Source organism: Streptomyces sp. NPDC002817 (genome assembly GCF_053592055.1).
Genome location: NZ_JBSFUY010000009.1, coordinates 313,185 through 334,180, shown reverse-complemented (window position 1 = coordinate 334,180; position 20,996 = coordinate 313,185). Strand labels below are relative to the sequence as shown.

The following is a 20,996-nucleotide window of genomic DNA, read 5'->3' as shown; positions in this document are numbered from 1 at the left end:
TACATCGCCGCCGCCCGCGACCGCGGCCTCGGCGTCATCTTCATCACCCACAACCCCCACCACGCCTACATGGTCGGCGACCACTTCAGCGTCCTGCGCCTGGGCACCATGGAACTCAACGCCTCCCGCGACGAGGTCAGCCTCGAAGAGCTCACCAACCACATGGCCGGCGGCTCCGAACTCGCCGCCCTCAAGCACGAGTTGTCCCAGGTCCGCGGCGTCGACGTCGAAGAGCTCCCCGAGGAGCAGGATCTCAAGGCGCCGGTGGCGACGACCAAGGAAGACGCGTCGTGACCGCCCTGGACCGCATCCGGGTCGGCTCCGCCCCCGACTCCTGGGGCGTCTGGTTCCCGGACGACCCCCAGCAGGTCCCCTGGGAACGCTTCCTGGACGAGGTCGCCGAAGCGGGCTACTCCTGGATCGAGTTGGGCCCCTACGGCTATCTGCCCACCGACCCCGCCCGGCTGACGGACGAGGTGGCCAGGCGGGACCTCAAGGTGTCGGCCGGCACCGTCTTCACCGGCCTGCACCGCGGCCCCTCCGTGTGGGAGTCGACCTGGGAGCACGTCAGCCAGGTGGCCGCCCTCACCCAGGCCATGGGCGCACAGCACCTCGTCGTCATCCCGTCGTTCTGGCGCGACGACAAGACCGCCGAGATCCTCGAACCCCCGGAGCTGACCCACGAGCAGTGGGCCCACCTCACCAAGGGCATGGAGCGGCTCGGCCATGAGGTGAAGGAGGCGTACGGCCTCGACATCGTCGTGCACCCGCACGCCGACACCCATCTCGACACCGAGGACCACGTCGAGCACTTCCTGGACTCGACCGACTCCGAACTCGTCAACCTCTGCCTGGACACCGGTCACTACGCCTATTGCGGCGGCGACAGCGTCAAGCTGATCGAGACGTACGGCGAACGCATCGGCTACCTCCATCTCAAGCAGGTCGACCCGGCGATCCTCGCCGACGTCGTGGCGAACGAGGTGCCGTTCGGACCGGCGGTGCAGCGCGGAGTGATGTGCGAACCGCCCTCCGGTGTGCCGGAGTTGGAACCGGTACTGGTGGCCGCGCAGAAACTCGGCGTGGAGCTGTTCGCGATCGTCGAGCAGGACATGTACCCGTGCGAGCCGGACAAGCCGCTGCCGATCGCCGTGCGCACCCGCAAGTTCCTGCGGTCCTGCGGAGCTTGATCCCCGCGGCTGCCGATCCTTCGCAGTCCGATCCTGCGGAGCCTGATCCTGCGAAGTCCGAGAGGACGGTCATGACCCAGCGTGCACCCCTCCAAGTCGCGGTCATCGGTACGGGAAAGATGGGCGCCGACCATGTGCGCCGTCTCGAAGAGGTCATCAGCGGCGCACGGGTGAGCGCCGTCGTGGACGTCGACGCGGAGCGGGCCAAGGCCGTCGCGGCCCGCGTCGACGGCTGCACCGCCTACACCGACGCGGCGACGGCACTCGCGGCACCCGACGTCGACGCCGTACTGATCGCCTCGTCGGGGCCGGCCCACGAGGCGGCACTGCTCGCCGCCCTCGAACGCGATCTCCCGGTCCTGTGCGAGAAGCCGCTCACCCCGGACTCGGCGTCGGCGCTGAGGGTGCTGGAGGCCGAGCGGAAGCTGGGCCACCGCCGGATCCAGGTCGGCTTCATGCGGCGCTACGACGCCGAGTACATGAAGCTCAAGTCCCTGCTGGAGACAGGCCAGCTGGGCCGACCGCTGATGGTGCACAACCGGCACCGCAACGCGGCCAGCCCGCCCTTCTTCACCAGCGACATGCTCGTCAGCGACTCGGTGGCGCACGAGACGGACGTGACCCGCTGGCTGCTCGGCCAGGAGATCACCGCCGTCACCGTGCTGCGGCCGAGACCGTCCGCGAACGCGCCGGAGGACCTCCAGGACCCGCAGTTCGTGGTGTTCGAGACGGACGGCGGCGCGGTCGTCGACGTGGAGATCTTCGTCAACTGCGGCTTCGGCTACCAGGTCCAGGCGGAGGTGGTCTGCGAACGCGGCACCGCCCGCATCGGCGACGGCCACGCCATGGTCACCAACATGGCAGGACGTTGGGGCGGCACCATCTCCCAGGACTTCATCGACCGCTTCGCCGGCGCCTACGACCGCGAGCTCCAGGTGTGGGTCGACGCGACACGGCGGGGCGAGGTCACCGGGCCCAGCACCTGGGACGGCTATGCGGCTGCCGCCGTGTGCGAGGCGGGCGTGCGGGCCTTGGACGAAGGCGGCCGTGTGGAGGTGGAGTTGGTGGAACGGCCACCCCTGTACTGATCCACTTCTTCGGGACCGGACTTGTCCCGACGGGGGCCGGCGTCGCCAGGGTCCGGCCATGCTCCCCATCCATGTGGTCGACGCCTTCACCGACCGTCCCTTCGCCGGAAACCCGGCGGGCGTCTGTCCGCTGCCCGCCGGAGACCGGCCCGACGAGGTCCGGACGCATCGGGTGGCCGCCGAACTGTGCCACTCGGAGACCGCGTTCGCCCTTCCGGGCCGCGACAGGCTGCTCGGCCTCCGGGCCTCCCCGCGGACGGGCCTGGGCCGCACCGAGGTGCGCGGAGACCACGTCCATCTGACCGGGGACGCGGTCACGGTGCGCCGGGGAGAGCTCGTGTGAAGACGACCATCGGCCGACCAGGGCCGTTGTACTCCGCCTCGAAACGCGCCTCGAACCCCAGGCTGCGATGGAAGGCGACCGAGCCCTCGTTGGCGACCGACGTGATCGCCTTCAGCCGGACGGCGCCCTGCTCACGGGCGGCCTCGACGAACGCGGCGTACAGATCGCGGCCGAGACCGGTGCCGCGGGTGTCGTCGCGGGTGGCGATCAGGTGGACGTACCCCGTGCCGTCGGGCGTGACGAAGCCGATGAGGTAGCCGCGGATGCCGTCGTCGGCACGGGCGACCAGGCAGGTCGAGCCGAACTCCTGCACCAGGGCGAGGAGATGGAGCGAGCGCAGATCGCGCTCGCCCCAGTAGCGGGGGTGGTCCGCCAAGACCTGCTGGATGTCGGTGACTTGGGCGGGGGCGATGTGCACGGACATGGGGTCGATCATGGCAGGTGTGCAACCGGGGTGCCCTCGCGGCAGTCCTTGGTGTGAGGGCGACGGAGGTGTGCATGAGGGTCCTGCTGCCGGTGGCGCGCGGGCTGGCCAGGCTGGCGCCCGGGGTGGGCGAGCCGCTGCTCGGGGCCCTGCTGCTGCGCTGTCTCACCCCCGGCTGGGTACTGCTGCGGCCCAGTCCGCCCGCGCGCCTGCTCGCCTGGGCCGAGGAGGCGGTCGCCGTGCTGCACCGCGCCCACCCGAGCCGCCCGGTCCGGCTGGCCCGGGCCCTGGCCCTGCACGCGCACGCGCTGGACGCGATGGAACGGCACGAGGAGGCGTGCGCGGTGGTGGCCGTCGCGGACGCCGTACCAGGGGCGCGGCCGTCGCCGGCGGAGACCGCGTACCTGCTGCACGTCCGGACGCAGGCACTCCTGGGCAGCGGCAGAGCCGAGGAGGCGCTGGAGGCGGCCCGACGCTGCGTCGAGACGTACCGTCACGGGGCCCGGCTCCGGCCGGCCGGGACCGCTCCCTGGGCTCCCTGCCGGGCGCCCTGCGCAGCTATGCGCTGGTGCTCGGTGTGCTCGGGCACACGGAACAGTCCGTGCTCGTGTACGAGGAGTGCGCCGGGCTGCTGCGGTCCATGTCGTTGCGGGAGTCCAGCAGGGTTCTGCTCGTCATGTCGCGCGTGTTCGTGGAGCTCGTCGGAGGGTTGAAGGCCCTCGGGCGCCACGAGGAGGCGCTGGCGCTCGGTCTTGAGGCGAGGGAGTCGCTGCGCGGCGGGGTCTTCCTCGCGTACCCCGGGATCATTCTGCCGTTGCGCGTACAGCTGCTCGTGGACCTGGCCGGCTGCCACGGAGCCGAGGGCGACTGGAAGGCGGCACGCACGACGGCCGAGGAGGCGGTGGCCGAGATGCGGACCCCCGCGGGTGCGGCATGGCTGCCCGTCGCGCTGCGGTGTCTGGCCGACACGCTCGCCGAAGTCGACGCGCCCGACGAGGAGTCGAGCACCCTCCAGGAGCTGACCGACCTGTACTGCGAGGAGTCGCGGGACACCGACCCGCTGCTCGCGAAGACCCTGGACGACCTGGCCCGCTGTCACCGACGGGCCGGCCGCCACCGCGAAGCCGTCGCGGTCACGGAACGCGGCATCGCCGCATACCGGCGCGCGGTGGCCCGCGACGCGGCGCACGAGCCCGAACTGGCCCGTGTGCTGGCGAATCTGAGCCTTCGTCAGGACGACGTGGGTGACGTGGAGTCGGCGGTCGAGAGCGCCCGCGAGGCGCTCACCCTCACCCGGAGGCCGGCCGAGTCGGACTGGGAGACGTACCACCCGCTCACCGCCCGCCGCCTCCGTGTCCTCGGCCAGGCCCTCCAGAGCGCCGACGACCTCGCGGGAACCGTGTCCTGCCACGAGGAGGCGGAGGCCGTCCTGGGGGAACACCGGCACCGGCAGGGCGTCGAGGCCGAGCTCGCCACGACCCGTTCCGTACTCGCCGACGCCCTGCGCGCCAGTGCCGCCGTCGGCGACCTCGACGAACAGGTCACCGCCCTGCGCTCCCTGTTCGACCTCGCCCGCCGCGTGGACGCCACGGGCGTCCACGCCACCTGCGTCCGGGCCTTCGCCGAGGCCCGGACGGACCGCACCGTGCAGGCGTGGGAGACGGCGACGGGGGAGCCGTACCCGACGTTCGTCTACCGGCCGACGACCGACCGCGGCCGCGGCTCGAACCCCGCCGCACGGTAGCTCTCGTCGATCAGCGTCATCGTCGCCACCGCGTCGTCCGCGTCGAGCGGCACCGCCGCCCCCGCACGCACCCGCGCCGCGAACGCCTCCAGCTGGTAGGTGTACGACGACCGCGTGCCGAGCCGCTCGGTCCGCTCGCCCTTGTCCGTGCGGACCACGACCCGGTCGTCCAGGTGCGGCAGCACGAAGTTCGGGGCGCTCACCTCGCCCCGGCCGCCGATGATCCGGATGCTCATGTCCAGCCCGTCGTACGCCATGTGACAGCGCGCCGAACCGGTCGCCCCACCGGGGAACTCCAGCTCGGTGTCCAGCCATTCGTCGACGCCCGGCGCGCCCGCACGCTCCCCGCCCCGCGCGGAGACGAGCCGTGGGGCGCCGCCCGCGAAGGGGGCGAGCATGCGCAGCGCGTGCAGGCTGTAGCAGCCCAGGTCCATCACGGCGCCGCCGGCCAGCGGCAGGGACCAGCGCGGGTCGGTGTCGGGCGGTGCGGCGATCGCGACCATGGCCTCCACCCGCTCCGGGTCGCCGATCTCGCCGCTCGCCAGGATCTCGTGCAGGCGGCGGGTGACCGGGTGGAAGAGGTAGTGGAACGCCTCCATGAAGACGGTCCCCGACTTCGCCGCAGCCTCCCGCACCTCGGCGGCCTCCTCGGCGTTGCTCGCCGACGGCTTCTCGCTCAGCACATGCTTGCCCGCCGCGAGGGCGGCGAGGTTCCACGGCCCGTGCAGACCGTTGGCGAGGGGGTTGTAGACGACGTCGATCTCGGGGTCGGCGAGCAGGTCGGCGTAGGAGTCCACGACCCGCTCCACACCGTGCTCGCTCGCGAACGCCTCGGCGCGGGAGCGGTCGCGGGCGGCCACCGCGACGAGGCGGTGGCCGGTGATGCGGGCCGGGTCGACGAGGGAGTTCTTGGTGATGCGTGCGGCGCCCAGTACTCCGATGCGCAGTGGTTCCCGGCCCGGTTCGCTCATGCCTGCCGTACCTCCTCGATGGTGACAGGACGGTGCTCCTTGAACGACAGTGTGCACGCCTCGGCGATCCAGCCGGCCTCCAGGGCGTCCTCCACCGTGCACGGGGAGGGCCGGTTGCCCGCGACGACCTCGGTGAACGCGGTGAGTTCGGCGCGGTAGGCCTCGGTGAAGCGGTCCATGAAGAAGTCGTGCGGCGTCCCGGCCGGGAACGTCACACCGGGCTCGACCGAGCGCAGCGGCAGCTTGTCCTCCAGGCCGACCGCGATGGAGTCCGTGAAGCCGTGGATCTCCATGCGGACGTCGTAACCCCGGGCGTTGTGACGGGAGTTGGAGATCACCGCGATGGTGCCGTCGTCGAGGGTGAGGAGCGCGCCGGTGGTGTCGGCGTCGCCCGCCTCCTTGATGTAGTCGGCACCCCGGTTGCCGCCGACGGCGTACACCTCGACGACCTCGCGGCCGGTCACCCAGCGGATGATGTCGAAGTCGTGCACCGAACAGTCCCGGAAGATGCCACCGGAGGCGGCGACGTACCCGGCCGGCGGGGGTGCCGGGTCCAGCGTGGTCGACCGTACGGTGTGCAGCTTGCCCAGCTCACCGGCCTGCACGGCGGCGCGCGCGGCGACGAAACCGGCGTCGAAGCGGCGGTTGTAGCCGATCTGGATCGGCACGTCCTTGCCCTGGATCGCCTTGAGGACCTCGACGCCCTCGCTCATGTGCTTGGCGACGGGCTTCTCGCAGAAGACGGGGATGCCGGCCTCGACGCCGGCCAGGATCAGCGCGGGGTGGGCGTCGGTCGCGGCCGCGACGACGATGCCGTCCACGCCGGCGGCCAGCAGGGCCTCGGGCGAGTCCACGACCTCGCCGCCGAACTTCTCCGCGGCGGTCTTCGCCGCGTCCGCGAACGGGTCGGTGAGCACGAGCGACTCGACCACGTCGAGTCCGGAGAGGGTCTCGGCGTGGAAGGCGCCGATGCGGCCGAGGCCGAGGATTCCGATGCGCATGGGGGGTGACTCCTTGAGAGGGGTTGCGCCCCGAAGGGGCGCGGGGCTGTATCGATATGCGGCTCCGCCGCGTGGGCGCGACCAGCCACGAACAACCCGCGGCCGACCACCGACAAACCGTGGCAAATCCTTAGTCGAGACCCCCCAGAACGTTCTGATCCCAGTCGATCACGGACCCGGTCACCACGCCCGACCGCTCCGACAGCAGCAACACCACGAAGTCAGCGATCTCGTCAGGTTGGCCGAGCTTGCCCATCGGCAGCTTCTCGGCGGCCTGCTCCAACCAGTCGTCCCCGGCGCCGTGGAACGCCTTCTGCGTGGCGTCCTCGCCCTCGGTCGCGGTCCAGCCGATGTTGAGGCCGTTGATCCGCACCCGGTCCCAGCGATGGGCGTGCGCCGCGTTGCGGGTCAGCCCGATGAGCCCGGCCTTGGCGGCGACGTAGGGCGCGAGGAACGGCTGTCCGCCGTGCGCCGAGGAGGTGATGATGTTGACGATCGTGCCGGGGGCCTTGCGGCCGACCATGTCGGCGACCGCGGCCTGCATCGCGAAGAACGGCGCCTTGAGGTTGATCGCGACGTGCTGGTCGAACAGCTCCTGTGTGGTGTCGAGGAGCGTGCCCCGGGAGGTCAGCCCCGCGGAGTTCACCAGGCAGTCGACGCGGCCGTACGCGGCGACGACCTCGGCCACGGACGCCTTGGCCTGCTCCGCGTCCGCGAGGTCGGCGCGCACGAACAACGCCTTGCCGCCGGCCTCCGTCAGCTCGGCGACCAGCGCCTCGCCCGGCTCCGGACGCCGCCCGGACACGGCGACCACCGCGCCCTCACGCACCGCGGCCCGCGCGATCGCGGCGCCCACGCCCTGGCTGCCGCCGTTGACGAGGACGACCTTGTCGTCGAGAAGTCCCATGAAGTCCGGTCCTTTTCAGCTCTCGCGCCGCTCGGCGCTCGCCCGCAGCTCGTCCCGCAGAGTGCGCGGCGTCCATCGCTCACACAGCGCCCGCCGTACCAGATCCGCCTGCGAGGGCGGGGCCATGCCGTCGACCGGCGGGTCGCTGTCGAGGTTGGTGGGGAAGGGGTAGCCCTCGGCGCTCGCGGCGATCACGTTGTCCAGCCACTCCTCGCCGACGCCCTCCGACGCGCGCCGCAGCAGCACGGGGTAGACCGCGTTGGTCACCGTCTCCCGGTCCACGGTCTCCATGGCGCGTCCGAAGGCCGAGGACACCTGGAGCAGGTTGACCATGCGGCGCACGTCCGTGGTGCGGTTGGTGCCGGCCGCGTGGAACAGCGCCGGGTTGAAGAAGACGGCGTCGCCCTGGGCGAGCGGGAGCTGGACGTGGTGCTTCTTGAAGTACTTCTGGAACTCCGGCCGCCGCCAGGCCAGATAGCCCGGCTCGTACGCCTGCGAGAACGGCAGGTACAGGGTCGGCCCGGACTCCACCGGCATGTCGCAGTGCGCGACCGCGCCCTGGAGGGTGAGCACGGGGGAGAGGCGGTGGACATGCGCCGGGTAGGCCGCGGCGACCTCGGCGGAGAGGAAACCGAGGTGGTAGTCGCGGTGCACGGTCTGGGCGAGGCCGCCCGGGTTGACCACGTTGATCTGGGAGGTCACCTGGTAGCCGGGGCCGAGCCAGGCCTCGGAGACCAGCGCGAGGACGGGGTTGGCGTAGTAGTCGGCGAAGGTCGACGGGTCGTAGAGGGCCGCCTTCTCCAGCGCGTTCCACACCCGCTCGTTCGCGCCGGGCTTGGCGAAGTGGTCGCCGGCCGTGGCGCCCGCCGCGTCCTGCTCGCGGATCAGTGAGTCGAACACCTTGGTGGCGCGGTCGACGATCTCGCGATCGCGGAAGGCGCCCTTGAAGACCACCACTCCGGGCCCGTCGCAGAGGGCTCTGACGAGCTCCTCCTGGACGTCCCGGCGATGCCCGGCGCCTTGGAGGCGCTCGGCGTCGTACAGCAGGACGTTCCGCTCCACGCCGGCGGCGTGCGGGTACTCGGCGGGGTCGACGGTCCGCTCGACGAGCGCGCGGAACGAGTCGAGGTCGCAGTCCTGCTCGGACAGCCAGGCACGGTGATGTACGGCGGTGAAGGACATCTGCGTCCTCTCGGTGACAGGGGCGACTCAGCGCTGCCATTCTTGTCAGTACAAACCCGTCGAACAACCAGCAGGCGGCCATCAAAAACCCCTCAAGGAGCCACTGAATGGGTCACCCCTTCCCGATCCGGGAGATCGCACGTCAGGCGGGCCTGAGCGAGGCGACCGTCGACCGGGTCCTGAACGGCAGGGGAGGGGTCCGGGAGAGCACGGTCCGCGAGGTCCGGCAGGCCATCGCCGACCTGGACCGGCAGCGCACCCAGGTCAGGCTGGTCGGCCGCACCTTCATGATCGACATCGTGATGCAGGCGCCGGAGCGCTTCTCCACCGCCGTCCGGGCGGCCCTGGAGACGGAACTGCCCGCCCTGCACCCGGCCGTCGTGCGCTCCCGCTTCCACTTCCGCGAGACCGGGCCGGCCCAGGAGCAGGTCAGAATCCTGGACCGGATAGCCCGCCGCGGCTCACAGGGCGTGATCCTCAAGGCGCCGGACGTCCCCGAGGTCGCCGCCGCCGTCGGCCGCCTCGACCGGGCGGGCATCCCCGTGGTCACCCTGGTCACCGACCTGCCCGCCACGCCACGCCTCGGCTACGTCGGCATCGACAACCGTGCCGCCGGCGCGACCGCCGCGTACCTCATGGGCCAGTGGCTCGGCGACCGCCCCGGCAACGTCCTCACCAGCCTGAGCAGTGGTTTCTTCCGCAACGAGGAGGAACGCGAGATGGGCTTCCGCAGCGCCATGCGCGCCCGCCACCCCGACCGCACCCTGGTCGAGATCGCCGAGGGCCAGGGCCTGGACGCCACCCAGTACGACCTCGTCCGGGCCGCCCTGGAACGCGACCCGGACATCCGCGCGGTCTACTCGATCGGCGGCGGCAACATCGCCACGCTGAAGGCCTTCGAGGACCTCGGCCGAAAGTGCGCGGTGTTCATCGCCCACGACCTCGACCACGACAACGACCGGCTGCTGCGCGAGCACCGGCTCTCCGCCGTCCTCCACCACGACCTGCGCCAGGACATGCGCGAGGCCTGCCACCTGGTCATGCGCGAGCACGGCGCGCTGCCGCCCGCGGGACCGACGGTGCCGTCCGCGATACAGGTCGTGACGCCCTACAACATGCCGACAGTGCTCACAGGCTGACCCACGCGCCGGTCTCCGCCGACCGCGCCATCGCATCGAGTACGACGGCGCTGTGCACGGCGTCCGCCAGCGTGGCCCCGTACGAGGTGTCCTCCGCGATCGAGCGCAGGAAGCGGTGCGCCTCGACCACCTTGAGGTCGTCGTAGCCCATGGCGTTCGCGGCGCCCGGCTGGAACGCGCCGAACTCGCCGTCGCCCGGACCGACGTAGACCGTGCTGACCGGCTGGTCCTGGTACGACGTGCCGCGGCTGACACCGAGCTCGTTCATCCGGCGGAAGTCCCAGAACACCGCGCCCTTGGTGCCGTGCACCTCGAAGCCGTAGTTGTTCTGCTCACCGACCGAGACCCGGCAGGCCTCCAGGACACCGCGGGCGCCGGAGGCGAACCTCAGCAGGCAGCTGACGTAGTCCTCGTTCTCCACCGGGCCCAGCTCCCCGCCGGAAGCCCGGGAATGGCCCGCGGTGGCACCGGTCGGCCGGGCCCGCTCCGGCACGAAGATCGCCGTGTCGGCGGTCAACGACGCGATGTCCCCGAGCAGATACCGCGCCAGGTCCGCCCCGTGCGAGGCGAGGTCGCCCAGCACTCCGCTGCCGCCGCGCTCCTTCTCGTACCGCCAGGTCAGGGCGCCCTCGGGGTGGGCCGCGTAGTCGCTGAACAGGCGGATGCGGACATGGGTGACCGTGCCGATGTCACCGGAGGAGATCAGCGCGCGGGCTGCCTCGACGGCGGGCGCGTTGCGGTAGTTGAAGCCGACCGCGCTCCGCACGCCCGCCTTCGTGGCCGCGTCCGCCACCGCCCGGGCGTCCTCGGCGCTCAGCCCCACCGGCTTCTCGATCCAGATGTGCTTGCCGGCCTGGGCCATCGCGACCCCGATCTCCCGGTGCAGGAAGTTCGGCGCGGTGATGCTGACGGCCCGCACCCGCGGATCGGCGGCCACGTCCCGCCAGTCGCGGGTCGTCGAGGCGAACCCGAACTGGGTGGCGGCCTCCTCGGCCCGCCCCGGCACCTCCTCGGCGACCATCACGAGCTCCGGACGCAGGCCCAGCCGCGGGTAGTGGTGCAGGACGCGGGAGTACGCCTGGGTGTGCACCCGGCCCATCCAGCCGAACCCGACGACGGCGACCCCGAGCGAATCCACCATGACAGCCCCTCTTTGGACCGGTCCACAATCTGTCCAGGCCACCCTGAGTCGCATTCCCCAAGGTGTCAACCCTTTGACAGGACAATGGACCTCATGGAACGGTCCATACCATGAGACCTCCGACGATCCGCGACGTCGCCGACCGGGCCGGCGTCTCCAAGTCCCTGGTCTCCCTGGTGCTGCGCGGTTCCGAGCAGGTGCGCCCCGAGAAGCGCGAGGCGGTGACGCGAGCCATGGAGGAGCTCGGCTACCGGCCCAACGCCGCCGCCCGCAGCCTCAGCGAGCAGCGCACCCGCACGGTCGGCGTGCTCCTCAACGATCTGCGCAACCCCTGGTTCGTCGACCTGCTCGACGGCCTCAACTCACTGCTGCACGACAACGGCCTGCACATGCTGATGGCCGACACCCGCCTCAACCGCCGCATCGGCCAGGATGTGACCGGCCCCTTCCTCGACCTGCGCGCCGACGGCCTGGTCGTCATCGGCACCCTGCCCGACCCGGCCGCGCTCGGAGCGATCGCCGAGCGCATCCCGGTCGTCGTCGCGGGTGCCCGTGAGCCGGTCCTGCCAGGCGTGGACATGGTCGCCAACGACGACGAACAGGGCGCCCGCCTGGTCACCGAACACCTCATCGGCCTCGGCCACCGGCGGATCGCGCACATCGCGGGATACGGCGCCGTCGGCGAGCTGCGCCGGCGCAGCTTCGAGGAGACGATGCGGGCGCATGGCCTGGCAGGGGTGGTGGAGGCCAGCGACATGACGGAGGAGGGCGGCTACCGCACCACCGTCCGCCTGCTGAGCCGCCCCGACCGGCCCACCGCCGTCTTCGGCGTCAACGACATCGCCTCGGTCGGTGTCCTGTCGGCGGCCGAGGAACTGGGTCTGCGTGTCCCGCGGGACCTGTCCGTCGTCGGCTACGACAACACACGCATCGCGAGCCTGCGCCACGTCTGGCTCACCACCGTCGACAGCGCCAACCACGAGGTCGGCCGCCGCGCGGCCCGCTGCCTCCTGGACCGCTTCGAGGGCGGCGGGGGAGCGGGCCAGGTGCAGCTGGCGGCGCCCACGCTGGAGATCCGGGGCACGACGGCGGCGCCACCGCCTACAGATTGATCGAGTACGCCTTCCGCAGCGTCTCGTGCACCGTCCACGTCGTACGGTCGCCCGCACGCAGTACGGCCATGTCACCGGGCCCGACCGTGAGCGTCGCCCCGCCCTCGACCTCGATGGTCGCCGACCCGCTGATCACCACGAACAGCTCGTCCGCCTCGGTGTCCGTGACCACGCCGGGCGTGATCTGCCAGATCCCGCGGATCTGCTTGCCGTCCTCCGACTCCCAGACCACCTTCCCGGTCACCTCGGGCGTGCCGGAGACGATCTGCTCCGGGGCGAGGGGCTCGGCATCGAGCTCGGCGTCGGGGATGTGGACAACGAAACTGTGGGTCATGCGACGACCTTAGCCTCGGGGAACCGATGGCGGCCGTGGACAGCATGTGGGGTATCGGCCCAGGCGAAAGGAGACTCCGTCGGGGACCAGGCGGACTGGCGGGGTGCCCGGCCCCGGGTGATCGTGGTGGGCATGGCGGACACCCGGGCTGCTGCCGCGGCCGAGCGGCACGCGCACGACACACGCGAGAGTCTCCTGTTCGGCGGCGTCTACGGCGCGGTCCTGGCCTGCTCGATGGTCGCCGCGCTCACCCAGTACGGCCACACCGACCAGGAGACCCGCCGTTACGACGCCGTCTGGCTCGTGGTCACGGCCCTGGCCTCCGCTCTCGCCCACGGGTACGCCCACTACATCGCGGAACGCACCCCGCACCGCCGCGGCGACGCCCTGCGCACTCTCATCAACGAGTGGCCGCTGGTCACGGCGGTCCTGCCCACGGTCTTCATCCTCGCGGGCGCGGGCTGGGGCTGGTGGCCCGCGAAGGGTGTGGAGTACCCGGCGTTCACCCTGAACATCACCCTGCTGTTCACCCTGGGCGTCGTGACGGCCCGCTGGTCGCACCGCTCCTGGCCCTACGCCCTGCTGATCGGCCTCGTGGACGCGCTGCTCGGCGTGGGGGTCGTGGTGGCCAACGCGGTCATCAAGTGAGAGCGCGCAGGTCAGGCGCCCAGGGGGACGGACGACGACGGCGCGGTCGTCCGACGGATCCCGGGTCGTACCGGCGACGCCGGACCTCGACGAGCCCGCCGCCGAGACCTTCGGCGGACATCTGCCGCTTGCCCCGTCCGAGTGGCGGCCGGACGGTCCGGCGCGCGGTGCGGGACCTCGCGTCCGAGGGCGGGGACCAGAATGTGCGCCTGACCGTCCGGTTCGGCCGACCGGCGCACAGGGGAAGGAGCCGACATGACCGACGTCACCGACGAGGCGATCCACAGCCTGCACGCCACCGCCGACCCCCGCCTCCGCGAACTGCTCACGGCCCTCGTCCGCCATCTGCACGCCTTCGCGCACGAGACCCGGCTCACCCAGGACGAGTGGGAAGCCGCGATCCGCTTCCTCACGGCGACCGGACAGTCCTGCACGGACACCCGGCAGGAGTTCATCCTCCTGTCGGACGTGCTGGGACTGTCGATGCTCGTCGAGACGATCCACAGCGACGGTCACGGCACCGAGAGCACGGTCCTGGGCCCCTTCCACATGACCGAGTCGCCGGAGCGTGAACTCGGGGCGGACATCGACCTCATGGGCGGCGGCGAGCCGTGCGTGGTGAGCGGCCGGGTGCTCTCGACGGACGGAACTCCGCTGCCCGGCGCGACGGTCGACGTCTGGCAGGCGAACGACCAGGGCTACTACGACGTCCAGCAGCCCGGGATCCAGCCGCCGGGCAACGGCCGGGGTCTTTTCACCACGGACACCGAGGGCGGCTTCCGCTTCCGCACCTGTGTGCCCAGCTCGTACCCCATCCCCACGGACGGCCCGGTCGGCGACATCCTGCGCGCCACCGGCCGTCACCCCTACCGCCCCGCACACATCCACTTCATCGCCTCGGCCGCCGGACACGACCCCCTCACCACGCACATCTTCGTGGCCGGCGACCCCTACCTGGCATCCGACGCGGTGTTCGCCGTCAAACAGAGCCTCGTCCGCGACTTCACCCCGACCGACGACCCTTCCCTCGCCGAGGAGTTCGGCGTCCCGAACCCGTTCCGGCACGCGCGCATCGACCTCGTACTGGACCGCTCATGACGGAGTTCGTCCACGAGTCCCCGCCCGTGAGGGTCGTCCTGCGCCCCGGCGCCGCCACGACGGCGACCCCCGACGAGGCCCGACGCCTCGGCCTGCGGCGGCTGTTGGTCGTCTCCGGCACACGCGGTGCGGACACGGCCCAGTCGGTCGCCGACTCCCTCGGCCAGGCCTGTGCGGGCCTGCACACCGGGGCCCGGATGCATGTCCCCGTGGAGGTCGCCGACCGGGCCGTCGAGGTGGCGCGGAGAGCGGGCGCCGACGGATGCGTCGCGGTCGGCGGCGGTTCGTCCATCGGCCTCGGCAAGGCGATCGCCCTGCGCACCGGCCTGCCGCTGATCGCCGTACCCACCACCTACTCCGGCTCCGAGGCGACCCCGGTCTGGGGCCTGACCGAACACGGCGCCAAACGCACGGGGCGCGACCCCTGCGTCCTGCCCCGCAGCATCGTCTACGACCCCGAACTGACCCTCTCCCTCCCCGTACCGCTCTCCGTGACCAGCGGCGTCAACGCCCTCGCGCACGGCGTCGAGGCGCTGTACGCCCCGGACGCCTCGCCCCTGATCGCGCTGATGGCCGAGGAGGGGGTACGCGCGATGGCCCGAGCCCTCCCCGACGTGGCCGGCGACCCGGCCTCCCTGGACGCCCGCGGCCGTGCCCTGTACGGCGCCTGGCTCTGTGGCTGCTGCCTGGGCGCCACCACGATGGGCCTGCACCACAAGCTGTGCCACGTCCTCGGGGGCACCTTCGGCCTGCCGCACTCGGAGACCCACACGGTGGTCCTTCCGTACGCCCTCGCGTACAACGCGCCCGCGGTCCCGGACGCGGTGGCCGCCGTGGCCCGGGCCCTGGACGCGGACGAGGCCCCGACAGCCCTGCGGCAGCTGGCCGGGAGCCTCGGCGCTCCGCGGTCCCTGGCTGAACTCGGCCTGAAGGAGGCCGACTTGGCGGTGGCGGCCGAGCAGGTGGCGGGCCAGGCGTACGCCAACCCCAGGGAGGTCACGGTGGACGGGGCGCTGGCGGTGCTGCGGGCGGCGTACGAGGGCGGACCGCCCTGACCGTCGTGGCAGAACACGGGTCCGCCCCCGGAGTACGGAACTCCGGGGGCGGACCCGTGGCTGTCGACGTGCCTCAGGCCTTGGCGCCCGTGACCTCCGCCGCCTCGCTGGGGCTGTCCTGCGGCGTCCGGGCCGGGACGGCGGCGCGCTTCGCCGGGATGAAGGTGGCGATGAGGAAGGCGAGGAGGGCTGCTCCGGCGCCGAGGGCCATGACGACCTTGAAGCCGTTCTCCGAGGGCAGTGCGTAGCCGCCGAAGTCGGTGGTCATCTGGGCGAGGATGACACCCGCGATGGCGCTGGCGAAGCTGGTGCCCAGGGAGCGCATCAGGGTGTTGAGGCTGTTGGCGGCACCGGTCTGGGTGGGGTCGACCGCGCCCATGATCAGGGCGGGCAGGGCGCCGTAGGTGAAGCCGATGCCGCCGCCGATGATGCAGGAGACCAGGACGAGGTGCCAGACCTCCGACATCAGCACGATGTTGAGGCCGTAGCCGGCGGCCACGATCAGGGCGCCGATCATCAGGGTGAGCTTGGGGCCCTTGGCCTTGGTGATGGCGGCGGAGACGCCGGACATGACCATCATGACGAGGCCCTGGGGGGCGAGGACCAGGCCGACGGTGAGCATGGACTTGCCGAGGCCGTAGCCGGTGGCTTCGGGGAGCTGGAGCAGCTGCGGCAGGACCAGGGACATCGCGAACATCGAGAAGCCGAGCGCGATCGAGGCGAGGTTGGTGAACAGCACCTGGGGCTTGGCGGTGGTGCGCAGGTCGACCAGGGGCTCGCTGCTGCGCAGCTCGTAGAGGCCCCAGGCGAGCAGGATCACCACCGAGGCAATGCCGAGGCCCAGGGTGCCGGCGGACGTCCAGCCCCAGTCGCCGCCCTTGGAGACGGCCAGCAGCAGGGTCACCAGTCCGGCGGACAGGCCCAGCGAACCGACCAGGTCGAAGCGGCCGCCGGCCCGCACGGTGGACTCGGGCACGATCAGCAGCACGAGCAGGAGGGAGACGGCGCCCAGGACGGCGGAGGTCCAGAAGAGGATGTGCCAGTCGAAGTTGTCGGCGATGAAGGCGGCGGAGGGCAGGCCGAGGGCGCCGCCGACACCGAGCGAGGCGCTCATCATGGCGGTGGACCCGGCGAGCCGCTCGGCGGGCAGTACGTCGCGCATGATGCTGATGCCGAGCGGGATGACACCGGCGGCCAGGCCCTGCAGGGCGCGTCCGGCGATCATCGGGATCACGGAGTCGGCGAGTGCGCAGACGACCGAGCCGGAGATCAGCAGGACGATGCTGACCAGGAGCATGCGGCGCTTGCCGTACATGTCGCCGAGGCGGCCGACCACGGGGGTGGCGACGGCGGCGGCGAGCAGGGTGGCGGTGACCGCCCAGGCGGTGTTCGACGCCGAGGCGTCAAGAAGCTTCGGCAGTTCGGGGACGATCGGGATGACGAGCGTCTGCATCAGCGCGACGACGATCCCGGCGAAGGCCAGCACCGCCACGACGGCGTTCGACCGCGACGGGGCGGACCCCGCTGCGATGGGTCGGGCAAGGGCGTCGGACATGGCAGGGCCTCCGTGGACAAGAAGGATTGCTTGAGTTACTCAACCATAAATGTATTGCTTGACTTAAGCAAGTGGGTGCTGAGGGGTTGCACGGGCAGTTCGGCGACGACCTCGAAGCCGCCCTGCGGACGACGCCCCGCACGGACGCTGCCGCCGACCGAAAGGGCGCGCTCACCCATCCCGACCAGGCCGTATCCGCCCTGGGTCGCAGCGGCGGGGGCGTTGCCCTCATTGGTGACCGTGATGCCGAGAAGCCCGGGGGAGTAGGTGAGCCGTACCTCGGCGGAGTGGGTGTCGGCGTGCTTGGTGACGTTGGTGAGCGCCTCCTGCACGATGCGGTATGCGGTGAGGTCCGCACCGGCGGGGAGCGGCTGTGGCTCGCCTTCGCTGACGACGTTCACCGTGAGGCCGGCGTGCCGGAACGAGGCGGCGAGATCGGGCAGTCGGGCGAGTCCGACCGGCGGGCTCCCCTCGTCGGCGGCGTGTCTCAACAAGCCCACGGTCGCCTTGAGTTCGCGCATCGCGGCCGCGGTCGTACCGCTCAGGTCGAGGGCCAGCCGCCCGGCCTCCTCGGGCCGCGCGGGCAGATGCCTGGCGACCGCGCCGGCCTGGAGGTTCGCGAGAACGAGGTGATGGGCGACCACGTCGTGCAGGTCCCGGGCGATGCGTACCCGCTCCTCGGCGACCCGGCGCCGCGCCTCCTCCTCCCGGGTCCGCTCCGCGTCCTCGGCCCGGGCCCGCACCGCGTCGAGGTAGGCGGTGCGCAGCCGGGCCACCGTCCCGAGAGAGGTGGGCAGCAGCAGCCACGCGGTGGGGCCGAGCAGCTTGAGCACCAGAGGTTCGTCCGTGGGACCGGCGATCAGTGAGGTGATCACGAGGGCGGTGATGGCCGCGCCGGCGGCGGTGTTGGCTGTCCTGCGGTCGGTGCGTACGGCCAGCGAGTACAGCGCGAGCATCAGCGGCCCCAGCAGCAGAACCGTGAGGAGATACCCGAGCGCGGACGAGGCCGTGGCACAGACCAGGGTCACCGCGACCGTCGTACGGGGGTGGCCGCGGTGCCAGAGCAACGCGAGACACGCGACGCCGGCCAGCAGCACTCCGGGCCACCAGGAGACCCGGAGGTCGTGGCCCGGCAGGGTGACGACGCTGCCGGGGAAGGCGCAGGCGAACAGCGCGACGGCCTGGGCCGCGTCGAAGGGGCGAGGGCGGAGGGTGTCGGTCATGGTGGGGGGTTCCAGTCCGGGTTACGGGGTTCCCGTGGTCGGTGGGAACCCCGTAGGGCGACGACCGCGCCCCGAAAGGGCGCGGGGAACTGCGCGACCAGCCACGACGGCGCCGCGGTTGGCGACGGCCTGTTTCGGCGCTACCGACGGAGCGTTCAGGCCTCGTCGTCGAACGTGACGACAACCTTCTCCGCGGCCCCCGGCGTCAGCGCCAGCTCGAAGGCCCGCTCGACCTCGCCGAACGGCACCCGGTGGCTGATCAGCCGGGCGAATCGCTCGTGGTGCTCGACGAGTTCGGGCGTGACCTCGAAGATCTCGGTCGGATAGCCCTGCGAGGCGATCAGTGTCAGCTCGCTGCGCAGCATCCCGCCGAGGTCGATGGCGTCGGACTTCTTCTGTACGGCGACCATGACCAGCTTGGCGTGCCACTTGGCGTTGTCGACGACGGCCTGGAAGACGGCGGGTGCGCCGGCGGCGTCGAAGTAGATGTCGGTGCCGGGGCGGGGCTGGCCGAGGGCGTTGGCGGCCTGGCCGTGCAGCTCCGTCAGCCGTTCGGTGACGTTCTCCGTGGCCGAGTCGATGACGGCGTCGGCGCCGACCGCGAGGGCCGTCTCCAGGCGCTCGGGGATGATGTCGACGACCACGACGTGCCCCACGCCCCGCAGCTTCAGCCAGATGGCGGCGCCCAGTCCGATGGGCCCGGCGCCGAAGACGACGACCTTGTCCGCGGGCTTCGCCTCGGAGCGGTTGACGGCGTGCCGGGCGACCGCCAGCGGCTCGTTCAGCGAGGCGACCTCGAAGGGCACCGTGTCGGGGAAGACCGTGACGTTCTTGCCAGTTTCGACGCCCTCGACCAGCAGGTACTGGCTCATGGCGCCGTGCGCGCCGCCGCAGCCGATGATCCCCGAGGGCACGCCCTGCGGGTTCACCACGACCCGGTCGCCGACCTTGACGCCGGTGACCTCGGCGCCGACCTCGACGATCTCACCGGCGGGCTCGTGGCCCAGCGGGATCGCCCGCATCGAGCCGTCGGTACCGGCCGGCATGCCGCCGAGATGGAGGAAGAAGGTGTCGGTGCCGCAGATCCCGCAGGCGCGCATCCTGACGAGCGCGTCCGTGGGGCCGGGGGCGGGGCGCTCGACGTCCCGCACGTCGACCTTGTCCTTGGCGGTGAGGACGGACTTCATCGTGGCCATGGAGAGTCTCGCTTTCTGGAGGTGCTGCGAAGAGGTGTTGCCGGACTCGGGCGAGTCCTGACAGGTCGGGCGGAAGGGTGACCCGACCGGAGTCGTGGATGTCACCGGGCCCGGCGGCGGGCAGGGGGAGTGGCCCGTCCGCCGGACCCGGTGACCGCGCCGTACCCCGTCCCCACGGGTCGGGCGCAAGGGGCCGCATCCGCTCAATGCGGCCCCGGTCCGGGTGTGCGTGGTCGGGAGCGGTCGAGCATCTCCGTCCCACGCGGACCGGTTTACTTGAGTTAGGCAAGCACGGCTGCATTACTTAAGTCAAGCAACCAACTTCACATTGCTTAAGTTAGGCAAGTACCTCTAGGGTGGCGTCATGACCGCAGAAGCGCCGGCCCCGGCGCCCCTGGCCGAGATCGAGCGAGTGCTCAGCCGGGTCGCATACCTGGCCGGGCGGAGCCGACGGCATGAGCGCCTCATGGCGATGGCCGGGGTGCCGCTCGACCGCGCGGCCGTGGCGATTCTGCGGCACATCGCGGAGAGCGAGCCCCTGCGCCCCGGGGTGCTGGCGGTCCGGCTCTCCGTGGAGGCCTCCCATGTCACCCGCCAACTGCGGCAGTTGGAGCGGGGCGGGTATGTGATCCGCGTCGCGGACCCGGAGGACCGCCGGGCCCAGCGCGTCCAGCTCACCGACGAGGGCCTGGCCGCGGTCGGCCGTGTCCGCGAGGTCGGCCGCCGCTATCTCGAACTGGCCCTGGGCGACTGGTCCGAGGACGACCTGCGACAGCTGGCCGCCCTCTTCCACCGGCTCGTCGACGACTTCGCCGACCATGCCGAGGACCCTGTCGGCCCACCGCTCTCCGCCTGACCGTACCGCCGTCCGGACCCCACGATTGGTCTTGCCATGTACGCGCATCTCCTGGAGAAACCGTCACCACCCCGCGGCGACGGACAGCACGTCCTGGTCGTCGTGGGCGATCCCGGCGACGCCGAACTGCTCACCACCACCCTGGAGTTGGCCGGCTACCAGGTCGGCACCGCGGAGAGCGGTGCCGAGGGCATGGCACGGCTCACCCGGCAGCGGTTCGACCTGGTGGTCCTGGACGCCGCCCTGCCCGACCTGCCGGACCTCGCCCATGGCCGCCGTATGGCCCCCGCGGACCGGCCCCCACTGCTCTTCCTGGCCTCCTGCGACTCCCTGCACCGGCTCCTGCCCGAACTCGGCCTGGGCGCGGAGGACTACGTCATCAAACCCGTACGCGTCCCCGAGGTGCTGGCGCGGGCGCAGGTACTGCTGCGCCGCCGATGTCCCGCGCCGCGTCCCGGGATGCCCGGATACGGCGATCTGGTCCTGGACGACACGACGTGCCGCGCCCGCCGCGGGCCCAGGCCGCTCGACCTCACGCCCGCCGAGTACCGGCTGCTGCGCCATCTGCTGGCCAACGCGGGGCGCGTGCTGTCGAAGGAGCAGATCAGCCGGCATGTGTGGGGGGAGTTCCGGGGACACCAGGCGATCGAGAAGCTCGTCTCCCGGCTGCGGCACAAGGTGGACGAGGAAGGGCCCGCGCTGATCCATACGCGCCGGGGGTTCGGGTACTGGCTCGGAGGCTGAGCGCTCCGCTGGAAGGACGGGGACGGGGACGGGGACGGACCTGCG

At 71.7% G+C, this 20,996-nt stretch carries 21 protein-coding genes and 2 pseudogenes; 13 read left to right on the top strand and 10 right to left on the bottom strand.

Annotated elements, in window-relative coordinates:
- The 4 genes and pseudogenes from ACWD3I_RS20535 to ACWD3I_RS20520 form a co-directional block, all read left to right on the top strand.
- Positions 1–294 (top strand): annotated as a pseudogene (locus ACWD3I_RS20535) (sugar ABC transporter ATP-binding protein); the annotation flags it as partial.
- The gene (locus ACWD3I_RS20530; protein ID WP_365414019.1) at positions 291–1,190 is read left to right on the top strand and encodes a sugar phosphate isomerase/epimerase family protein; all 900 of its coding nucleotides are present in this window, start codon (positions 291–293) and stop codon (positions 1,188–1,190) included. The pseudogene ACWD3I_RS20535 and the gene ACWD3I_RS20530, both read left to right, overlap by 4 nt.
- 71 nt (positions 1,191–1,261) lie before the next feature.
- Positions 1,262–2,278, top strand: a complete 1,017-nt coding sequence (locus ACWD3I_RS20525; protein WP_365414017.1) for a Gfo/Idh/MocA family protein — start codon at positions 1,262–1,264, stop codon at positions 2,276–2,278.
- A gap of 58 nt (positions 2,279–2,336) precedes the next feature.
- Positions 2,337–2,495: pseudogene (locus ACWD3I_RS20520) on the top strand (PhzF family phenazine biosynthesis protein); the annotation flags it as partial.
- Positions 2,496–2,592: 97 nt separating this feature from the next.
- Here the strand turns inward: ACWD3I_RS20520 and ACWD3I_RS20515 are convergent.
- Positions 2,593–3,045, bottom strand: a complete 453-nt coding sequence (locus ACWD3I_RS20515; protein ID WP_365414015.1) for a GNAT family N-acetyltransferase — start codon at positions 3,043–3,045, stop codon at positions 2,593–2,595.
- Between the two features lie 74 nt (positions 3,046–3,119).
- Here ACWD3I_RS20515 and ACWD3I_RS20510 point away from each other — a divergent pair, with 74 nt between their 5' ends.
- Both ACWD3I_RS20510 and ACWD3I_RS20505 read left to right on the top strand, forming a co-directional pair.
- Entirely contained in the window at positions 3,120–3,758 is a 639-nt protein-coding gene (locus ACWD3I_RS20510; protein ID WP_365414013.1) for a hypothetical protein, read from the top strand.
- Positions 3,647–4,789, top strand: a complete 1,143-nt coding sequence (locus ACWD3I_RS20505; RefSeq protein WP_451084130.1) for a hypothetical protein — start codon at positions 3,647–3,649, stop codon at positions 4,787–4,789. The genes ACWD3I_RS20510 and ACWD3I_RS20505 overlap by 112 nt, the downstream gene beginning before the upstream one ends.
- On the opposite strand, the gene ACWD3I_RS20500 is transcribed toward ACWD3I_RS20505, so the two are convergent.
- The 4 genes from ACWD3I_RS20500 to ACWD3I_RS20485 form a co-directional block, all read right to left on the bottom strand.
- A complete protein-coding gene (locus ACWD3I_RS20500; RefSeq protein WP_365404228.1) occupies positions 4,738–5,760 on the bottom strand; it encodes a Gfo/Idh/MocA family protein in 1,023 nt (340 codons plus the stop codon). The genes ACWD3I_RS20505 and ACWD3I_RS20500 overlap by 52 nt on opposite strands.
- A complete protein-coding gene (locus ACWD3I_RS20495) occupies positions 5,757–6,761 on the bottom strand; it encodes a Gfo/Idh/MocA family protein (protein WP_365404231.1) in 1,005 nt (334 codons plus the stop codon). Before ACWD3I_RS20495 ends, ACWD3I_RS20500 begins: the two co-directional genes overlap by 4 nt.
- Before the next feature lie 130 nt (positions 6,762–6,891).
- Complete coding sequence (locus tag ACWD3I_RS20490; protein WP_365404234.1) at positions 6,892–7,668, bottom strand: SDR family oxidoreductase; 777 nt, start codon at positions 7,666–7,668, stop codon at positions 6,892–6,894.
- Between the two features lie 15 nt (positions 7,669–7,683).
- Entirely contained in the window at positions 7,684–8,850 is a 1,167-nt protein-coding gene (locus tag ACWD3I_RS20485; RefSeq protein WP_365404237.1) for a phytanoyl-CoA dioxygenase family protein, read from the bottom strand.
- 107 nt (positions 8,851–8,957) lie between these two features.
- Between ACWD3I_RS20485 and ACWD3I_RS20480 the strand changes: the two genes are divergently transcribed.
- The gene (locus ACWD3I_RS20480; RefSeq protein WP_361491305.1) at positions 8,958–9,989 is read left to right on the top strand and encodes a LacI family DNA-binding transcriptional regulator; all 1,032 of its coding nucleotides are present in this window, start codon (positions 8,958–8,960) and stop codon (positions 9,987–9,989) included.
- On the opposite strand, the gene ACWD3I_RS20475 is transcribed toward ACWD3I_RS20480, so the two are convergent.
- Positions 9,979–11,130 carry a Gfo/Idh/MocA family protein gene (locus tag ACWD3I_RS20475; RefSeq protein WP_365404241.1) on the bottom strand — a complete coding sequence of 384 codons (1,152 nt, stop codon included), beginning with the start codon at positions 11,128–11,130 and terminating at the stop codon, positions 9,979–9,981. The two genes, ACWD3I_RS20480 and ACWD3I_RS20475, sit on opposite strands and share 11 nt — an antisense overlap.
- Positions 11,131–11,240: 110 nt before the next feature.
- Between ACWD3I_RS20475 and ACWD3I_RS20470 the strand changes: the two genes are divergently transcribed.
- Positions 11,241–12,242, top strand: a complete 1,002-nt coding sequence (locus ACWD3I_RS20470; RefSeq protein WP_365404244.1) for a LacI family DNA-binding transcriptional regulator — start codon at positions 11,241–11,243, stop codon at positions 12,240–12,242.
- Here the strand turns inward: ACWD3I_RS20470 and ACWD3I_RS20465 are convergent.
- Positions 12,232–12,576, bottom strand: coding sequence for a cupin domain-containing protein (locus ACWD3I_RS20465; protein WP_365404247.1), 345 nt, complete (start codon positions 12,574–12,576; stop codon positions 12,232–12,234). The two genes, ACWD3I_RS20470 and ACWD3I_RS20465, sit on opposite strands and share 11 nt — an antisense overlap.
- A gap of 132 nt (positions 12,577–12,708) precedes the next feature.
- Between ACWD3I_RS20465 and ACWD3I_RS20460 the strand changes: the two genes are divergently transcribed.
- From ACWD3I_RS20460 to ACWD3I_RS20450, 3 genes are all read left to right on the top strand, one after another.
- Positions 12,709–13,224, top strand: a complete 516-nt coding sequence (locus ACWD3I_RS20460; RefSeq protein WP_365404250.1) for a hypothetical protein — start codon at positions 12,709–12,711, stop codon at positions 13,222–13,224.
- A gap of 255 nt (positions 13,225–13,479) precedes the next feature.
- Positions 13,480–14,322, top strand: a complete 843-nt coding sequence (locus ACWD3I_RS20455; RefSeq protein ID WP_365404253.1) for a dioxygenase family protein — start codon at positions 13,480–13,482, stop codon at positions 14,320–14,322.
- Complete coding sequence (locus tag ACWD3I_RS20450; protein ID WP_365404256.1) at positions 14,319–15,377, top strand: maleylacetate reductase; 1,059 nt, start codon at positions 14,319–14,321, stop codon at positions 15,375–15,377. Before ACWD3I_RS20455 ends, ACWD3I_RS20450 begins: the two co-directional genes overlap by 4 nt.
- Positions 15,378–15,450: 73 nt before the next feature.
- Here ACWD3I_RS20450 and ACWD3I_RS20445 read toward each other — a convergent pair whose 3' ends face one another.
- From ACWD3I_RS20445 to ACWD3I_RS20435, 3 genes are all read right to left on the bottom strand, one after another.
- A complete protein-coding gene (locus ACWD3I_RS20445; protein WP_365404259.1) occupies positions 15,451–16,932 on the bottom strand; it encodes an MFS transporter in 1,482 nt (493 codons plus the stop codon).
- A gap of 35 nt (positions 16,933–16,967) precedes the next feature.
- Entirely contained in the window at positions 16,968–18,155 is a 1,188-nt protein-coding gene (locus ACWD3I_RS20440) for a sensor histidine kinase (RefSeq protein ID WP_365404262.1), read from the bottom strand.
- Positions 18,156–18,310: 155 nt separating this feature from the next.
- On the bottom strand, positions 18,311–19,351 hold the full coding sequence (locus ACWD3I_RS20435; RefSeq protein ID WP_365404264.1) for a zinc-dependent alcohol dehydrogenase: 1,041 nt from the start codon (positions 19,349–19,351) through the stop codon (positions 18,311–18,313).
- Positions 19,352–19,715: 364 nt separating this feature from the next.
- Between ACWD3I_RS20435 and ACWD3I_RS20430 the strand changes: the two genes are divergently transcribed.
- Both ACWD3I_RS20430 and ACWD3I_RS20425 read left to right on the top strand, forming a co-directional pair.
- Entirely contained in the window at positions 19,716–20,207 is a 492-nt protein-coding gene (locus tag ACWD3I_RS20430) for a MarR family winged helix-turn-helix transcriptional regulator (RefSeq protein ID WP_365404267.1), read from the top strand.
- 36 nt (positions 20,208–20,243) lie between these two features.
- Positions 20,244–20,951 carry a response regulator transcription factor gene (locus tag ACWD3I_RS20425; RefSeq protein WP_365404270.1) on the top strand — a complete coding sequence of 236 codons (708 nt, stop codon included), beginning with the start codon at positions 20,244–20,246 and terminating at the stop codon, positions 20,949–20,951.
- The last annotated feature ends 45 nt before the right edge of the window (positions 20,952–20,996 follow it).

Coding starts and splice junctions, on each gene's coding strand:
- ACWD3I_RS20525 (WP_365414017.1), top strand. CDS start 1,262: ATGACCCAGCGTGCACCCCTCCAAGTCGCGGTCATCGGTACGGGAAAG.
- ACWD3I_RS20515 (WP_365414015.1), bottom strand. CDS start 3,045: ATGTCCGTGCACATCGCCCCCGCCCAAGTCACCGACATCCAGCAGGTC.
- ACWD3I_RS20510 (WP_365414013.1), top strand. CDS start 3,120: ATGAGGGTCCTGCTGCCGGTGGCGCGCGGGCTGGCCAGGCTGGCGCCC.
- ACWD3I_RS20500 (WP_365404228.1), bottom strand. CDS start 5,760: ATGAGCGAACCGGGCCGGGAACCACTGCGCATCGGAGTACTGGGCGCC.
- ACWD3I_RS20495 (WP_365404231.1), bottom strand. CDS start 6,761: ATGCGCATCGGAATCCTCGGCCTCGGCCGCATCGGCGCCTTCCACGCC.
- ACWD3I_RS20490 (WP_365404234.1), bottom strand. CDS start 7,668: ATGGGACTTCTCGACGACAAGGTCGTCCTCGTCAACGGCGGCAGCCAG.
- ACWD3I_RS20485 (WP_365404237.1), bottom strand. CDS start 8,850: ATGTCCTTCACCGCCGTACATCACCGTGCCTGGCTGTCCGAGCAGGAC.
- ACWD3I_RS20480 (WP_361491305.1), top strand. CDS start 8,958: ATGGGTCACCCCTTCCCGATCCGGGAGATCGCACGTCAGGCGGGCCTG.
- ACWD3I_RS20475 (WP_365404241.1), bottom strand. CDS start 11,130: ATGGTGGATTCGCTCGGGGTCGCCGTCGTCGGGTTCGGCTGGATGGGC.
- ACWD3I_RS20470 (WP_365404244.1), top strand. CDS start 11,241: ATGAGACCTCCGACGATCCGCGACGTCGCCGACCGGGCCGGCGTCTCC.
- ACWD3I_RS20465 (WP_365404247.1), bottom strand. CDS start 12,576: ATGACCCACAGTTTCGTTGTCCACATCCCCGACGCCGAGCTCGATGCC.
- ACWD3I_RS20460 (WP_365404250.1), top strand. CDS start 12,709: ATGGCGGACACCCGGGCTGCTGCCGCGGCCGAGCGGCACGCGCACGAC.
- ACWD3I_RS20455 (WP_365404253.1), top strand. CDS start 13,480: ATGACCGACGTCACCGACGAGGCGATCCACAGCCTGCACGCCACCGCC.
- ACWD3I_RS20450 (WP_365404256.1), top strand. CDS start 14,319: ATGACGGAGTTCGTCCACGAGTCCCCGCCCGTGAGGGTCGTCCTGCGC.
- ACWD3I_RS20445 (WP_365404259.1), bottom strand. CDS start 16,932: ATGTCCGACGCCCTTGCCCGACCCATCGCAGCGGGGTCCGCCCCGTCG.
- ACWD3I_RS20440 (WP_365404262.1), bottom strand. CDS start 18,155: ATGACCGACACCCTCCGCCCTCGCCCCTTCGACGCGGCCCAGGCCGTC.
- ACWD3I_RS20435 (WP_365404264.1), bottom strand. CDS start 19,351: ATGGCCACGATGAAGTCCGTCCTCACCGCCAAGGACAAGGTCGACGTG.
- ACWD3I_RS20430 (WP_365404267.1), top strand. CDS start 19,716: ATGACCGCAGAAGCGCCGGCCCCGGCGCCCCTGGCCGAGATCGAGCGA.
- ACWD3I_RS20425 (WP_365404270.1), top strand. CDS start 20,244: ATGTACGCGCATCTCCTGGAGAAACCGTCACCACCCCGCGGCGACGGA.